At 41.3% G+C, this 16,046-nt stretch carries 12 protein-coding genes; 7 read left to right on the forward strand and 5 right to left on the reverse strand.

The window, feature by feature from the left end; all coding sequences use genetic code 11:
- Window positions 1-136 precede the first annotated feature (136 nt).
- Both HYN59_RS09215 and HYN59_RS09220 read left to right on the forward strand, forming a co-directional pair.
- Window positions 137-1,549 (forward strand): MATE family efflux transporter, encoded by a 1,413-nt coding sequence (locus tag HYN59_RS09215; protein ID WP_108777989.1) that lies wholly within the window; start codon window positions 137-139, stop codon window positions 1,547-1,549.
- Window position 1,550: 1 nt separating this feature from the next.
- A complete protein-coding gene (locus HYN59_RS09220) occupies window positions 1,551-1,781 on the forward strand; it encodes a hypothetical protein (RefSeq protein WP_108777990.1) in 231 nt (76 codons plus the stop codon).
- A gap of 117 nt (window positions 1,782-1,898) precedes the next feature.
- Here HYN59_RS09220 and meaB read toward each other — a convergent pair whose 3' ends face one another.
- The 4 genes from meaB to HYN59_RS09240 form a co-directional block, all read right to left on the reverse strand.
- Entirely contained in the window at window positions 1,899-2,987 is a 1,089-nt protein-coding gene (meaB, locus tag HYN59_RS09225; protein WP_108777991.1) for a methylmalonyl Co-A mutase-associated GTPase MeaB, read from the reverse strand.
- 252 nt (window positions 2,988-3,239) lie between these two features.
- A complete protein-coding gene (locus HYN59_RS09230) occupies window positions 3,240-6,977 on the reverse strand; it encodes a leucine-rich repeat domain-containing protein (RefSeq protein ID WP_108777992.1) in 3,738 nt (1,245 codons plus the stop codon).
- A 294-nt stretch (window positions 6,978-7,271) separates the two neighbouring features.
- Window positions 7,272-7,919: an NAD(P)-dependent oxidoreductase gene (locus tag HYN59_RS09235; protein ID WP_108777993.1), complete on the reverse strand. Its 648-nt coding sequence runs from the start codon at window positions 7,917-7,919 to the stop codon at window positions 7,272-7,274.
- A gap of 56 nt (window positions 7,920-7,975) precedes the next feature.
- Window positions 7,976-8,383, reverse strand: a complete 408-nt coding sequence (locus HYN59_RS09240) for an Rrf2 family transcriptional regulator (RefSeq protein ID WP_108777994.1) — start codon at window positions 8,381-8,383, stop codon at window positions 7,976-7,978.
- Window positions 8,384-8,510: 127 nt separating this feature from the next.
- On the opposite strand from HYN59_RS09240, the gene HYN59_RS09245 reads away from it, so the two are divergent.
- The 3 genes from HYN59_RS09245 to HYN59_RS09255 all read left to right on the forward strand — a co-directional run bounded on the left by HYN59_RS09245 (window position 8,511) and on the right by HYN59_RS09255 (window position 11,212).
- Window positions 8,511-9,425 (forward strand): AEC family transporter, encoded by a 915-nt coding sequence (locus HYN59_RS09245; protein ID WP_108777995.1) that lies wholly within the window; start codon window positions 8,511-8,513, stop codon window positions 9,423-9,425.
- Window positions 9,426-9,431: 6 nt separating this feature from the next.
- On the forward strand, window positions 9,432-10,652 hold the full coding sequence (locus HYN59_RS09250; protein ID WP_108777996.1) for an MFS transporter: 1,221 nt from the start codon (window positions 9,432-9,434) through the stop codon (window positions 10,650-10,652).
- Between the two features lie 125 nt (window positions 10,653-10,777).
- The gene (locus tag HYN59_RS09255; RefSeq protein WP_108777997.1) at window positions 10,778-11,212 is read left to right on the forward strand and encodes a DoxX family protein; all 435 of its coding nucleotides are present in this window, start codon (window positions 10,778-10,780) and stop codon (window positions 11,210-11,212) included.
- Window positions 11,213-11,244: 32 nt separating this feature from the next.
- Here HYN59_RS09255 and HYN59_RS09260 read toward each other — a convergent pair whose 3' ends face one another.
- Complete coding sequence (locus HYN59_RS09260) at window positions 11,245-12,804, reverse strand: T9SS type A sorting domain-containing protein (RefSeq protein WP_108777998.1); 1,560 nt, start codon at window positions 12,802-12,804, stop codon at window positions 11,245-11,247.
- 166 nt (window positions 12,805-12,970) lie between these two features.
- On the opposite strand from HYN59_RS09260, the gene HYN59_RS09265 reads away from it, so the two are divergent.
- Window positions 12,971-14,377 (forward strand): FAD-binding oxidoreductase, encoded by a 1,407-nt coding sequence (locus HYN59_RS09265; RefSeq protein WP_108777999.1) that lies wholly within the window; start codon window positions 12,971-12,973, stop codon window positions 14,375-14,377.
- 129 nt (window positions 14,378-14,506) lie between these two features.
- Window positions 14,507-15,574, forward strand: a complete 1,068-nt coding sequence (locus HYN59_RS09270; RefSeq protein WP_108778000.1) for a proline and serine-rich protein 1 family protein — start codon at window positions 14,507-14,509, stop codon at window positions 15,572-15,574.
- The last annotated feature ends 472 nt before the right edge of the window (window positions 15,575-16,046 follow it).

Consider the following 16,046-nt stretch of genomic DNA (forward strand, 5'->3'; position numbering starts at 1 on the left):
CCAATATTTCGTTAATTAAATGGTAATGAAATAATAAAATTAACAGGAATAGTTTTTAAATTGATGATTTATAAGTTTTTAGCTTTTATCGGTTTCCTGTTGTAAACATTCGGCCTACCTTTGCAAAAAAATTAAAGTGGGCTTTTCTGCATATACAAAAGAATTCAGGGCAAACATTACACTGGCCTATCCCGTTATTGTGGGTATGCTTGGGCACACGCTCATTACGGTAGTCGATAACATCATGGTCGGCAGGTTGGGGAGCACCGAGCTGGCGGCAGTTTCGCTGGGCAACAGCATTGTGTTTATCGCAATGTCGGTGGGGATTGGCTTTTCAACAGCCATCACGCCCATAGTGGCGCAGGGCGACGGAGCAAAAAACCATGCTACCGTCCGCTCGGCATTCCATCACGGACTGCTGTTGTGTACGGTTTTGGGGTTGTTCCTCTTTGGGGTGGTAACGCTGGCCAAACCGCTGATGTACCTTATGAACCAGCCTGCAGAAGTTATCGCCCTCGCATCGCCGTATATCGACTGGGTGGGCTTTTCGCTGATTCCCGTTGTTATCTTCCAGGGGTACAAGCAATTCGCCGATGGTATGTCGCTTACCAAGTACGATATGTATGCCGCTATATTCTCCAATGTGCTGCACGTGGTAATTAACTACTTCCTTATATATGGTATCTGGTTCTTCCCGAGGCTGGGCATTATGGGAGCGGCGCTGGGTACTGTCGTATCGCGTACTGCCATGGTTATCTATATGCATTACCTGCTGTCGCGAAACGAAAAGCTGAAACAGTATTTCCACAACTTTAGCTTTAGCGAAATAAAGAAATCCATGCTCCGGAAGATCGTGGCACTCGGCCTGCCATCGTCCATGCAGATGCTGTTTGAGGTAGCCTTGTTTACCACCGCAGTATGGCTTTCGGGTTTTCTGGGGAAGAACAACCAGGCCGCCAACCAGATCGCCCTCAGTATGGCATCGATGACTTTCATGTTTGCCATGGGGCTCAGCGTTGCGGCTATGGTGCGTGTGGGCAATAATAAAGGGCAGGGGGATTATGTGAATTTGCGTACGGTGGCGCGGTCGGTATTCCTGCTGGTTATTATTGTAGAAACCATATTTGGATTGCTTTTCGTGGCGCTCCATGATTTCCTGCCGCACCTTTTCCTGAATATGGAGAATACGATCCAGCTGACCGATAATACCGAAGTGATAAGCATCGCCTCAACCCTCATACTGGTGGCTGCCGTATTCCAGATCTCCGACGGCATACAGGTGGTGGTGCTTGGCGCGCTGCGGGGCATACAGGATGTAAAGATACCAACGATCATAACATTTATAGCTTACTGGGTCATTGGGTTCCCAATATCGTTCTACCTCGGACTGCATACGCCGCTAAAGGGAACCGGCATCTGGATAGGATTGCTCGCTGGACTTACAGCTGCTGCATTATTTTTGTATCTTCGCTTTAACTATTTAACGAACAAACATATCAGGAACCAACGCGAACCTGAAACTTTAAACCTGAAACCTGAAACAAAATAATATGGAACTGCCAAAATTCGTACTTGCCGATAACACCGATTTCCCTGAAGATATCTTCATCATCCACCTGGATTATCCACGCTTTATCATCAACCTGAAAGACGATGAGGTAGAGTTCCTCGAAGAGCCCGAAGACCTTGATGAGAACGAGCTTAACCAGGAAATGGAAGGCCTTATCGTTGCCGCCGGTGAGTTCTATGATAGGGAAATGGAGCGTTATGAGAAACAATAGGGATTTCAGATTTCAGATCGTAGATTTCAGATTGAGCTACACTCTGCTCTAAAAATAGTTGCTATTTAAGGGTTTGAGTGGAATCTGAAATCTACGATCTGAAATCTGAAATTATTTCTACAATCTGAAATACTTTTCTAAAAGAACCTTCGCCGCAGCAAAAGGCGACACCGCGTTATCCTGCACCGCTTTTTTGCTTTGTTCCAATAATCCCGCAATAGCCGGGTCGTGATAAAACCTTCCGAGCAGCTGCTCATTAATGGTTTCCGTGAGCCAGTAGCTGTTTTGTTCGCTTCGGCGGAGGCCAAAAAACTCATTCCCTTTTACCAGTTCGAAATATTTATTGATGGTTTGCCAAACCTCGGCAATGCCCTCATGGCTTATCGCGCTGCAGGTGGTCACCGTGGGCTGCCATCCGGAGCTTTTCGCAGGGAATAAATGCAACGCCCGGTTGAACTCCGTCTTTGCCAGCCTTGCACTTTTTATATTATCGCCATCTGCTTTGTTGATCACGATTAGGTCGGCCATCTCCATGATACCGCGCTTGATACCCTGAAGCTCATCGCCCGCACCGGCAATTTGCAGCAGCAAAAAGAAATCCACCATACTGTGTACCGCGGTTTCGCTTTGGCCTACGCCAACAGTCTCTATGACTATTGTGTCAAACCCGCAGGCCTCGCACAGGATGATCGCCTCCCGTGTCTTACGTGCCACACCGCCCAGTGTTTCCCCCGAAGCCGATGGGCGTATATAGGCATTGGCATCTTTTACCAGCTCCTCCATACGGGTCTTGTCGCCCAATATGCTGCCATGCGAAAGCGAACTGCTCGGGTCCACTGCCAGTACCGCCACCTTTCGCCCGAGCGAGGTAAGGTGCTTCCCGAAAGCCTCTATAAAGGTACTCTTCCCCACACCGGGCACCCCGGTGATCCCTATCCGCACCGACTTATCCGCATGGGGCAGGCATTGCGCTATCACATCGTTGGCCTTTTCCAGGTGCGCCGGGTTGGTGCTTTCCACCAGCGTGATGGCGCGGCTCAGGGCCGTCTTGTCGCCTTTCAGGATGCGGGCCACGAGCTCATCTGCCGAGGGCTGCTTTTTCCGCAGTTGCGTAACATGCTCAATGGCCGTGCGGCTGACGCTCTCGGGCTGGTCGATCCCGTCTTTCTCATGGAGTGCGGTCTTAAAGGCTTTGTGCTTATCCACAGTAGTTGATTAGAGAAGTAAAAATAAGGTTTTTTCCCGACTATTGGTACTGCTCATACGACTTCAAATAAGTACTATTATTGTTAGTGTTTTTTTGTAGCGGAAGGGCTTGGGCTTTTTTGCCGTCCTCGTTCCCGTCCTTCGCTGTATCTCCCGCCAAAAAAAAGCGGGAGGATGCCGCTGCGGCCGGGGCTAAGGGGAGAGGTTTATTAATGGTTTCGTATTTAAATAAATAATGTCAACCACTATTCGTTATAATAGTTTGATAATCTCATCCATAATTTTAGTAAATGCCTTACTTTCGAAATCCCATTCTTCTACTGCCTTGAGATAACGTTTAGATTCTGTTCCATTGGATGTAATATCATAAGGTACAAATTGATAACTTGGCAATTTTCCTATTGCAATAGCCATCTGCTCTTTGGAAGTCAATCCAGCTACATTTTCCTTAGATAAACCAGTCAAATCAAAAAGGCGATCATAGTGCCTCCAAGAAAATTCTCTAACTAACACACAAACAATTTTTTTATCTGGATTATTTTTTACTTCAATAAGTGTTTTATACACTTCCTCTTTTAAAATGTAATCAGAAGACATAAAGTTAATAGACAACATAAATATTATAATATCCGAACTTAACAGTTCCTCTTTAATTTGATTGTCCCACAAACCTGCAGTCATATCTTCACAACTCCATGATTTTGCTAACTGAAGTTTGCTTAGGGTACTTAAGTGTTTTTCTAACTGCTTTTTAAAATGATAATCTTCATTTGAATACGAGATAAATATTTTTTTCATTTTATTTAAGTTTTCATCAGTAAATAATTTAAATATATAAATTGGCGTTTGGCGAATACTATTGTAGTCAAGTATTTCACAATTATCGAACCTATATGTATTGACTAAATAGTCATGGTTTTTAACGGAATAGTCGAACTCAATTCCTTTAATATAATTAGTACTATCTATTGAAATATATAAATCATCTGGAAAGACGCTAGCAACATTAAGGAACGGTTTTAATTCAGGATTGCGGTTTTTCATTAATGCATTGCCTTCCAGTTCAAAATGTAAAACTTGATTTACATTGCCATTATCGTCCAAAATAAAATCTGAAAATAAGTCCTCTGATCTATAATTGCTAATAAACTGATGAAAATCTATTAGCTGACCATCCCAATAGATTACAATTATACAATTATAGATATATTTTTTTATCAAAAACTGTCTCTCATAATTTTCCGTCACAAAACTAAAATATACATCTATTTCTAGTTTTTCGAAATTTAATTTTATTAAAATTTTAGCCTCTGCGTTTAATGTAAATATAATCTGATCCCTCCAAAAATATTTACTATCAGGATTTTGTCCAAAGTGACATATCAATTGATTTACTAAGCCAAATGGTAAAAAGTTTAAAAATTTCAATTTAAAATCTGGCTTATTCAGACCAAATGTAATGATTTCATATTTTGCTCCTATATCTGTGCTTAATGGAAGGAAGTTTGGGATAACAAAAGTTCCTTCAGCATTATCATGAAATATGACTTTTTGTAAGCTTAGTAACTCCACAATGTTTTTATCAAATTGGAAACTCTCTTCCATTATAACTCCATTGAATTCTTTTAAAGTTTTTTTGGATAATGCCTTATCATGGATAAATTGAACTATTTTCATTGGGTTCAACCATGCAATATTTGGCATGGTTTCTTTATAATATAATATTAATCCCTTTTTGTGGAGCTGATCTAAATCATCTTTGAGGAATTCAATTATGTCATCTTCGGTCTCATTATCTTTCAGTTCTCTTTTATAATTTCGCCTTATTTCTTCTATGTTAGTTGAATTTTCGTCGTTGGAGGTCAAGATGTATCTAATAAATTCACCAAACCATCTCGGTCTTTGTATTATTTTCTGCTTCTTTTCAATTTCATCTAATATTTGTGACTCCAAAAATTTCAAACTTGCAGCAAAAGTTTTATTTGTTTCTATAGATTCTTGATCTAATGCCAAATAAAATTCATTAATCACCATAAAATCTTCAATATCTTCCCTTAACGTTCCTCTTTTTGATTGTTTATGATCAGCATAAGTTTGTATTAAAATAATTGGCTCTGAATCATCTTCGTTTTTATATTTATCAAAATGATACTTCAATTGATATAGCCAGTAATTTCTCGAAAAATCCCGAGTATCATTTCTTAATATATTTCTATCACTATTATAATTCCACAGTAGCAAATTCAATGCATCATTCGTTAGAAATGCTTTATATATACCATGATAGTAATCCTGACCCCCAAAATCAAAATATATAGCATCAGGCAAATTATCTTCTCCATGTCTAGGATAAGATTCTATTCTAATTATATGTGTACTATCACTTTCAGACTTAATAAGTTTTTTATCTGTAGCTTGAAGTAAATAATTTAGTAATGTGGATTTACCAGATTTATGATTTCCTAATAGCAATACTTTAGCGGGCAACTTATAATTTATAAGGCTTTCTTTTAATGTACTTAGATAATTTTTAACTAAGTATATATTATTTTCATTATTATGTGCAATTTTCCAATTTTGTTCTTCAACAATTGGATTTTCAGAAATTAAAATAAATTCGAGAGTTGAAATAATTTTCTGAATTGACTCAAGAGAGGATATGTTGTTTCTAGAAAGTTCCAAATGCTTTAAATTTGTTAATGCTTCTAATGGCTCAACATTGTGGATAAAATTTCCTGATAATTTTAATGTAGATAATTTTCTTAATTTATTAATATTTTTGATATCACTTATTGTATTATCAGATAAATCTAAGTAATGCAACTTAGGTAAGCCATTTAATGATAATAAATTTTCTAGTCTATTTTCATCTAATTTAAGTTTTGTGAGATTAGCTAAATTGGAAAGTGGTGAAACGTCGGTTAGCAAATTACCGCCTAGATATGCAGTTGATAGTTTTGTAAAGGTACTAATATCAGAGATATCTTCTAATCCACAATATCTTGCACTCAAAAATTCTATATTTTGTAAATTTTTTACGAATTGTAAATTTTGAATTGGTACATGATCTATGCTTAAGTATTTTAAATTTTTTAACTCGGATAAAATAATAGTATTATCAATAGGATTATTTGATAGCCTTAAATTTTCTAATTTTGAAAAATTGCCGATAATTTGGACATTCATTAAAATATTTGAGGATATGTCTAAATCTCTAATTTCATTTAAATTTTGTATATGCGATAGGTCAATAATATGATTGTCTGAAACATTTAAGACTTCTAAGTTACGTAACTCACTTAAATTAATCAGTGTATCGATTCTATTCCCTCCTAAAATAAGCGATTTAAGCTTCAAAAGATTTTCTAAAGGTTGTAAATTTTCTATTTCATTATTTGAAATGTTAAGCCTTTCTAGGTTTGTAAGATATTTTAGGGGAGTTATGTCCCTGATTTTACCTCGTATTAATAAAGAGTCCAATCTATTGGAATTACTAATAAACTCTAAATCATCTAGCTTTTTGGTCTCAATTCTCAAATTTTCTAAAAACCTGAATTTAGATATGATTTGTAAATTTTTGATTTGTGAACTCGAAATTGATAAGTAACGTAAATCCGAAAAATCTTGAATATAATTTAAATCGATCTTATCTACAGAAAGAGCTAGTTGTACGATTTCATTATTCTCATTACAGCTGTAAGAATTTAGTTTAATTGATATTGTATCAAAATTTGTTTTTTGTAATATTATATCGTGTGTTTTTTCAAGCGATTTTATATTACTCGCTCTACTTGCTAGGACGGCCTCTTTATTAGATTTATCATAACTAAATCTTTGCAGCAACATAGTATATTCTAGTTCACTGATTTTGGCATTAGGACTAAACTCAATATTGATACCGTTTTGGTAAAGGTATTGTACTGCTCGATCTAGAGATATATTTAGCTCACGCAAAACTTTGTTTAACCGAATAGTTCGTTCGATATCCATATTATAATAAACTTATCATTTTTAAACATTAATATTAAGTAAATAATTAATATGTTAACACTTTATGGTGTAATATTTAATGTGCTTTATCAAAATAACATTGGATATTCTCCGATAACCGATGGAGACGGATAAATTCAATACTAAAAACAGGAAGGGACAGCAGCTAATTTTAGCAATTGCACTACTCTCACTGCTCCCATATCAAACAAAAAATGCCCTTTACTTTACGTAAAGAGCATCATAAACTAAAGCCTGAGTAGCAACTTTAAACTTTAAAACCTGAAACAAAAATCAATACGCCGCCGTAAACCGCTGCTGGTGGTGTTTCGCGTTTTCTGCCTCGTCGGCGATCGCCACGGCAAGGTCTTCCACCGAAAGTATGCTGCGGCCTTCTTTATTAAATACCGGGTTGTCAAGTCCCGTACGGTATTTTCCGGTGCGTCCTGTGGTGATGCCGGGGTGCATTTCTATCGCCGGGCTGAAGAATACCCAGTCCAGGTCTTTTTCCTCTTTTATGATGTTGAGGTAGTCGCGTGCGGCATTAGCGCCGGCATAATATTCTTTGGGGAACTCGGGCGTGTCGATGAGCTGCAGGCCATCGGCAATGTAAAGGCTGCCTGCACCGCCGATATAAATGTACCGCTTCACACCCGACTGCTTCACCGCCTCCTGGATCGCTTTGGCGCCGGCTATGGCTTCGTCATAAATATTTGGGTTGGTCCATCCGGGATTGTAGGCGCTCACCACGACATCATGGCCTTTAAGCGTTGCTGCCAGGGCATCGGCATCAAAAATGTCGGTACTCACCCAGGCAACGTTTGCCTCGTTCGTGTCTTTTGGGTTACGCGCTATAGCAGTAACCTGATGGCCCCGCGAGGCGAATTCTTTTACAAGTGCGGCCCCTGCAAATCCGGTGGCCCCGATAATGGCTGTTTTCATGATGGTTAAATTTTATCAAATGTAATTAAAAATATTACAGTATAATATAAAAAATTTTAGAACTCCTGCGTGAATTCCTGCAGCGATATGGTTTGCAGCTTGTTGCAGATGCCCGAGTTGATGTCTTTATACAAAGCATCAAGGTTCTGGTTGATCTTCTTACCTACGGGGCAGTTGGGGTTCGGGTCGTTACGGGAAAAACCGAGGGTAACTTCTTCAAAGGTCATTTTAAAAATGTCCTCAAGGGTGATGCTCTCCGACTGCCTGGCCAGGCGGGTGCCGCCATATTTGCCTTCGCGGCATTCTACCATCGCATGTTTCTTGAGGTTTGCGATCTCTTTGCGCACCAGCACGGGGTTGATATTCATGCTGCCCGCTATAAATTCGGACGAGAGGAATTCCTCCGGGAATTTAGACAGGAGCGTAAGGATGTGCAGCGTTATGGCAAATTTGCCTGAGATCATTGTATGACAGAATAATGGGCGAAAGTATAAAAGTTTTTGGAACAGCCAATAAATTATAACAATTTTATTACGCGTATTTACATTGGAGGGCGTAAATTTGCGGCGGTTAAAATCAGCCCTGCACTAAATGGACAGTATTATCCTGATATTTTTATGCCTGATTGCGGGAGTGGCGCTCCGCCGGCTGAAGATCTCCCCAACCAATGCCCATACGGTCCTCAACCAATTCGTTATCTATATTTCGCTTCCGGGCCTTGCCTTATATTACATCCCGAAAATTGCCTTAAGTACACAATTGCTGCTGCCTTTGGGGGTAGCGTGGGTAACGTTCGCATTGTCATGGCTGTTTTTTTCCGGGCTGGGAAAATGGCTTGGCTGGCCTAAAAAATTAGTGGGCTGCCTGATACTTACCGCCGGGCTTGGTAATACGGCTTTCGTTGGCTTTCCGGTCATTGAGGCATTGTTCGGGAAGAAAGGGCTTGAAACCGCCATTATTGTAGACCAACCGGGTACTTTTGTAGTGCTTTCCACCCTTGGTATCCTGGTAGCAACAATGTATTGCAAAGGAACGGCAGGCACGTCGGGCATTTTGCGTAAAATACTCTTGTTCCCGCCTTTCGTAGCGTTTACAGTTGGGCTTTGTATGAACCTGCTGCGCTACGACTTTCACGACATGCTGCAATCGGTTTTCCAGAGACTTGGCAATACGGTTACGCCGGTGGCACTTGTGGCTGTAGGGATGCAGTTGCAGCTGCAAAGAAGGAGCAGGCACTGGGGTTTCCTCACACTTGGGCTCGCCTTTAAGCTGCTGATAACGCCGCTGTTTTTCTTTGTAGTGTATAAACTTGTGCTGGGAGGGAAAGGCATGACAACCGATGTATGTATCATGGAAGCCGCGATGGCCCCTATGATAATGGCGGCAATACTCGCTTCCACGTCCGGGCTGAAGCCAAAACTCGCTAACATGATGATAGGGGTGGGGATACCGCTCTCCTTTGTCACGCTGGGTTTTTGGTACTGGCTATTACTTACTTTTAATTAATTTTTTATGAAAGAGACTGATACAGTTATTGTAAACGATGATCCCAAACAAATTGTACAAAAAACAGTTTACTCCATACTATTCTCCATTGCTTTTGCGCACCTCCTCAACGACCTGCTGCAGGCGGTGATTCCCGCGTCGTATCCTATACTGAAGGAAAAATACGATTTGAGCTTCTCGCAGGTAGGGCTGATCACTTTTTCGTACCAGATGGCCGCTTCTATATTGCAGCCCTTCGTAGGTTTCTATACCGATAAAAAACCAAAGCCGTATTCAAAAATTTACGGAATGCTGTTTACACTGTCAGGTATCATACTGCTGTCGTATGCTGCTTCATTTCCGCTTATACTCTTGGCGGTGGTACTTGTAGGGATAGGTTCTTCCATATTCCATCCTGAGGCATCAAGGGTTTCCTATCTGGCATCGGGTGGCAAGCGCGGGCTGGCACAGTCCATTTTCCAGATCGGGGGCAACTCCGGCACGGCAATCAGCCCGCTGCTCATCGCATGGATCGTGGTACCGCACGGGCAGCGCTACATCATTTATTTTGCCATTGTGGCCCTTATTGCGATAACGGTATTATACCGCATAGGCCTTTGGTACAGCCACCACCTCAGCCTGCAGGGCAAAAAGAAAGTAGCCATGGTCGATTTGCCGAACCTTACGCCAAGGCAGGTAACCATGTCGGTTATTATCCTCTTGGTTCTGATATTCTCTAAGTATTTTTACTTTGCCGGGCTTACCAGCTATTTTACCTTCTTCCTGATAGAAAAATTCCATATTTCGGTACAGGATGCGCAGTTCCATTTGTTCCTGTTCCTGCTTTCGGTGGCTGCGGGTACGCTGCTTGGCGGGCCTTTGGGCGATAAGTTTGGGCGTAAATATGTCATCTGGTTCTCGGTGCTGGGTGCCGCACCATTCACATTAATGATGCCTTATGCCAACCTGTTCTGGACGGGAGTGCTTTCGGTAATTATCGGTACTATAATCTCATCGGCTTTCCCGGCCATCCTTGTCTATGCACAGGAGTTGCTGCCAAAAAGGCTCGGCATGATATCCGGCCTTTTCTACGGATTTGCCTTCGGTATGGGCGGGCTTGGCTCGGCGGTATTGGGCTACGTTGCCGACCGGACAAGCATTACTTATGTATATCATATTTGTGCGTTCCTGCCACTGATAGGTATCATAGCATGGTTCCTGCCTAACTTAAAAAAGCTAAAAAAATAACGTTAACATTAACAATATTTTAACTTTTTTCACCATATTTGAAGATTGAAAATTTTAAATATGTTGAACAGCAGTATTATGCGCAAAAGGGAGGTGCGCATTATAAGGCATAAAAGTAAAATAGCATGGCTTCGTACGGTTCTTCCTCTACAGCAAACAGTACTATCGTTTATGACACCGCCTTATTATTAGTCCGCATCACGGTCTCCTGTCTGATCATGTCACACGGGCTTCAAAAGCTCACTATGCTGCTCGGCCCTGACGAGGTGCAGTTTCCCGACCCGCTGGGCATAGGTCCCGTGCCATCGCTTATCCTTGCTATCTTTGCCGAAGTCGTATGCTCCTTCCTCATCATCCTGGGATTTGCTACAAAATTGTCCTGTATTCCCCTTATAGTAACAATGCTTATCATTGTGTTTAATGTGCATTCCGCAGACCCTTTCGAAGCAAAAGAACTTCCTATAATGTACTTACTCCTTTTTATCGTTTTCTTTGTAACGGGAGCCGGTAAATTCTCGGTGGATTACCTTATAAAGAAAAAAAAGCCGGTCAATTACTAAATTGACCGGCTTCTTATTTTCCGGACGGAAAATTATTGCTTTACTATTTTTTCTACGATTTCCTGACCATCAGCAGTAACTGCCCTGAGCAGGTAAACACCATTTTGGTTTAGGTTCGGATATATTGTATATGATCCTGCTTCGTTTGTAACTTTAGGGATACCCACCTTTCGTCCGCTCATGTCAAAAATGGCAATTTCTTTAATATCTAAGCCGGATTGAATTGTAAGCCGGTCACTAAACGGGTTAGGGTAAATGCTTGCGGCCGGCCCATCCGTATCTTTTGTACTTAATTCCCCTTCAACCAGGCGCAGTAAGGTAAAGCCGCTTTCCCCTGCCATTTGCCCGTTATTGTTTACATATGCCCTGTTCAGGTATCCGGCCATAAGGATCTTGCCATTATCATCTTTGTTAAGCGTATATGATATTGCGCTTGAATATAATGTGCCTGGCCAGCTATAAGAATACAATCCGTTTATATGGAATGTAGTGTCAACGGTTCCGTCAAAGTTGATCCTCCTTAATTCAAAATTACTGTCACACGGAGGATTTGCCTGCATGCACCTGAAAGCGCCGGTTGAATAAATGCCATCTTCCATAACATCAAATTCACCCGAAAAATAAGAATTATTAATTGTTGTGGCCTCGTCGGTTGCAAGATCAAAGCTCACTATTTCACGTTCGGTGTTTTGAAATGACCAGGATGAGATATAGTCCAAAAAGATAGCATTGCTGTGCAGTTGGACTTTATTAATAGTATTGTTGTAATTGGTTTGCAGGGGAAGAAGTTTGTAGCCGTTCGTTCCAAATGATGTTACTGGGACACCATCTGCATTGATTTTTACAAGCAGCAAATCATCATGTAATACCTGACTTGAGCCTTCAACGGTTTCATAATGGCTTTCATTTCCTGCCAGGATATATCCCCCGGCATAGTTTGTGATAAAATTACCGCTGCTTGCCGAATTGATGTGGTATTCTTTATAACCCGAAGGATCAAACGAAGTATCTAAAGTACCGTTCTCAGTTATTTTAAAGGTAATTAGCCTGGCTACGGTTGGCGAACCTTCAACAGACCGGGAACCTGTGCAAAATAAATTATTGCTGGCGTCAAATACAAGGTCGGCGAGTTCTTCATTACCGCCCAGATTAATTTTAGCAATGCCATTTGTGCCAAAAGCCACATCGTAGTTTCCATTTTCGTCGAGTTTTGCTATAACGATGTCCGAACTTTCCGTCGGCGTAACGCTTTTTCCGTAGATATAGAAAGAACCGTTCGAATATTTAAAACCCTTTAGGCTAAAAGTTTCACCCGGAACGCTCAATATTTTATCGCCGCCGGTCCCGAAAGAATCATCCTTCGACCCATTATAATTTAGCTTCGTGATTTTACAGTAATTACCATCAATAAAATTATTGCCGGTACCAATGAAATAATATTTGCTGTTAATAAGCTTCACATCCCTTGGGTAAAAGCTTTCATCCTGAAAGACCTTAATTCCATTGTCTGCAAAAGTAGCATCTAAAACAAAGGTTTGGCTAAACAAAGAGGTGCCTGCTGCCATTGCCAGTAAAGTAATTATTTTTTTCATAGCTGTATGTCTTTAATAAATGTAAATATAGTAAATTATCAAGAGATCGTTGTTCAATATTTAACTTCAAGGAACCGCATTTATTCTGTATCCTTATTATAAGAATTTTTCCAGCGGTTTTTTTCTGCCTTGGTGAAATTTCAGGTAAATAAAATATCTTTGGGCTATGCAAAATATCCTGCCATTACATTTATTCGAAGAACTCGAAGCCATTACAGGTTCACAATACCTTTTTCTCGACGAAGAAACCCGCCGCCACTACGGCCATGATGAGACAGAGGATTACAATTTCCCCCCATCGGTAGTAGTAAAGCCGGGCACTCCCGAAGAGATATCCGCTATCATGAAGCTGGCCAACGAATATAAAATTCCCGTAGTCCCCATAGGAGGGAGGACAGGCCTTAGCGGAGGTGCGCTCAGTATTCATGGCGGCATTGGGCTTTCGATGGAACGTTTTACTAAAATTGAAATCGACGAAAACAACCTCCAGGCCATTGTAGAGCCTGCGGTAATAACGCAGGTTTTCCGAGAGGCAGCATTTGAGAAAGGCCTTTTCTACCCGCCCGACCCGAGCAGCCAGGGCAGCTGCACCATTGGAGGCAATGTAGCCGAGAATGCAGGCGGTGCCCGTGCACTTAAATATGGCGTGACCAAAGACTATGTACTCAACCTGCAAGTGGTATTACCCAATGGCGACATCATCTGGACAGGTGCCAATACATTGAAAAATTCAACGGGTTATAACCTTACCCAACTCATGGTAGGCAGCGAGGGGACACTTGGCATCATTACTAAAATAGTCATGAAGCTGTTGCCCAAGAATAACCATAATATACTAATGCTCGTTCCTTTCTTTAAGTCGGCGCAGGCATGCGAGGCAGTCGCCGAAATATTCCGTGCCGGCATTGTGCCAAGCGCGCTGGAATTCATGGAACGCGACGCTATCGACTGGACATTACGCTTTGTAGACGGTGTCAGCATCGACATAAAAGACGAAGTGGAAGCCCACCTGCTTATAGAAGTAGACGGCAACTACCCTGATGTGCTTTTCGTGGAAGCGGAAAAGATCATGGGCGTGCTGGAACGTTTTGAAATTGACGAAATACTTTTTGCTGATACCGAAGACCAGAAGAATGCGCTTTGGAAAATACGCCGCGCCGTGGGCGAAGCGGTAAAATCCAATTCGGTTTATAAAGAAGAAGATACCGTGGTGCCGCGTTATGAGCTGCCAAGGCTGTTGGAAGGCATTAAGGATGCAGGCTGGAAATACGGCTTTAAGTCGGTGTGCTATGGACACGCGGGCGACGGAAACCTGCATGTAAACATCATAAAAGGCGATATGACTGATGAAAACTGGAAAACCGAAGTACCCAAAGGCATCCGTGAAATATTTGAACTTACGGTCTCACTGAAAGGTACACTATCAGGAGAACACGGCATAGGCTATGTCCAGAAAAGCTACATGGATATCGCTTTCACTAACGGACATCTGCAATTGATGAAAGGCATCAAGCGGCTTTTTGATCCTAATAATATCCTTAACCCGGGCAAAGTACTGCCTGATAATCTGTAGTATAAGAAAATTACTATACGATGTCTGTGACTGACGGCTTTTTTTGGCACGCGTTTTGTTTTTGTGTTAACAAAATCATAATTTATTGTTGAAATAATATAAATTTGCGAACTCTTTAAAACCAAACACATGAAAAAAATTACCTTACTCTGCCTTTTCCTGATGAGTGCACTGCCAATGATGGCGCAGCTTTTGCCTACAGGAAACCTGACTATTTTCTCTGAAGACGGGTCAAGATTTTACCTTGAGTTGAACGGTGAGCGTTATAACGAAGAACCTCTAACCAACGTGCGTGTTGAAGAACTATCGAATCCTTACTATAGCTGTAAGATTGTTTTTGAAAATCCAAAAATACCGTCAATCACCAAAAACACCCTTACAATAGAAAATATGGACGGGATACTGGAAGATGTTACGTATCGTATTAAGAACAAAAAAAATAGGCGCACGCTTAACTTCTATTCATCGATCCCTGCCGAGCAGAACATGAGGCGCCCTGCCAATACACCGGTATATGTATATGGCCACCCGCGCGAAATGTACATGGACCAGTACGGCACTGTAGTGACACAAACCGAAACCACAGTTTATGATGATTCTGATGCTTTTGGTATGAACGTAAATATGGGCGGCATCAACATGAGCATGAATGTTCCGGGAAGCGGCACCAGCACTACAACCACAACTACAACTACCACATCCGGGCAGGGAGGCTACAATAACGGTGGCTACAATAATAACGGAGGTTATAACAATGGAGGCTATAACAATGGAGGCTATAATAATGGCGGCTATAACAACAACGGTGGCGGCTATAACAATGGCGGACACCCTCACAACGGAAATAACGGCAACAATAATAATGGGGGGTATGGCAACAATGGTAACAACAGGCCGTGCAGGAACCCTATGAGCAACGCCGATTTTGAAGAAGCTAAGAAAGCGATCAAGGATGCCAATTTTGATGATACAAGGGCTTCTGTTGCCAAGCAGATCATGATGACCAACTGTGTATCGACTAACCAGATCGCAGAAATACTGAAGCAGATCAACTTTGAAGAAACCAGGCTTGACCTTGCCAAATTCGCTTATGACTATTGTACCGATAAGAACAGCTATTACAAACTGGGCAGCTCTTTCAACTTCGACAGCAGCAAAAACGAACTGAGCGATTTCGTAAAATCACAAAGAAGGTAATAGTTTCAGTCGCAGTCGCAGTTTTCAGTCGCGAACGAAAATATGAATATTAAGAAGTAGAGCCGTTGCATTGCAACGGCTCTACGTATTTTAACAGGTAAATTATGTTTCCATAATTTTTATTTTTAGCAAAAAAACAAATGGCCACAAAACCCGCCCATCGCTATAACGAATATCTTAAATATGCAATAGTGTCATTACTGTTGCTTTATTTCTTTTTCAATGATTTGCCGTGGGGAGTGTATTTATTTTTTACAACGATGTTCCTCATACTTTCAATACTAAAAGCAAAGCATGACAAACGCGAGGGCCGATCAGGCACAACTGCTTTCATTTTTATTATTATCTCGGTAATATATGTGATGATGTCCGGGTATGAAACGGTCATACATTTTATCACAATACATAATCACATCGACTACTGAAAACTGCACCCCAGGCTTTGCGTCAGGCAGGCTGTGACTGAAAACTT

It is taken from the genome of Flavobacterium album (assembly GCF_003096035.1).
GTDB classification, from domain to species: domain Bacteria; phylum Bacteroidota; class Bacteroidia; order Flavobacteriales; family Flavobacteriaceae; genus Flavobacterium; species Flavobacterium album.

What these genes read in the sequence shown, in the direction of transcription:
- HYN59_RS09220 (WP_108777990.1), top strand. Translation starts at nt 1,551, where the DNA reads ATGGAACTGCCAAAATTCGTACTTGCCGATAACACCGATTTCCCTGAA.
- HYN59_RS09230 (WP_108777992.1), bottom strand. Translation starts at nt 6,977, where the DNA reads ATGGATATCGAACGAACTATTCGGTTAAACAAAGTTTTGCGTGAGCTA.
- HYN59_RS09235 (WP_108777993.1), bottom strand. Translation starts at nt 7,919, where the DNA reads ATGAAAACAGCCATTATCGGGGCCACCGGATTTGCAGGGGCCGCACTT.
- HYN59_RS09240 (WP_108777994.1), bottom strand. Translation starts at nt 8,383, where the DNA reads ATGATCTCAGGCAAATTTGCCATAACGCTGCACATCCTTACGCTCCTG.
- HYN59_RS09245 (WP_108777995.1), top strand. Translation starts at nt 8,511, where the DNA reads ATGGACAGTATTATCCTGATATTTTTATGCCTGATTGCGGGAGTGGCG.
- HYN59_RS09250 (WP_108777996.1), top strand. Translation starts at nt 9,432, where the DNA reads ATGAAAGAGACTGATACAGTTATTGTAAACGATGATCCCAAACAAATT.
- HYN59_RS09255 (WP_108777997.1), top strand. Translation starts at nt 10,778, where the DNA reads ATGGCTTCGTACGGTTCTTCCTCTACAGCAAACAGTACTATCGTTTAT.
- HYN59_RS09260 (WP_108777998.1), bottom strand. Translation starts at nt 12,804, where the DNA reads ATGAAAAAAATAATTACTTTACTGGCAATGGCAGCAGGCACCTCTTTG.
- HYN59_RS09265 (WP_108777999.1), top strand. Translation starts at nt 12,971, where the DNA reads ATGCAAAATATCCTGCCATTACATTTATTCGAAGAACTCGAAGCCATT.
- HYN59_RS09270 (WP_108778000.1), top strand. Translation starts at nt 14,507, where the DNA reads ATGAAAAAAATTACCTTACTCTGCCTTTTCCTGATGAGTGCACTGCCA.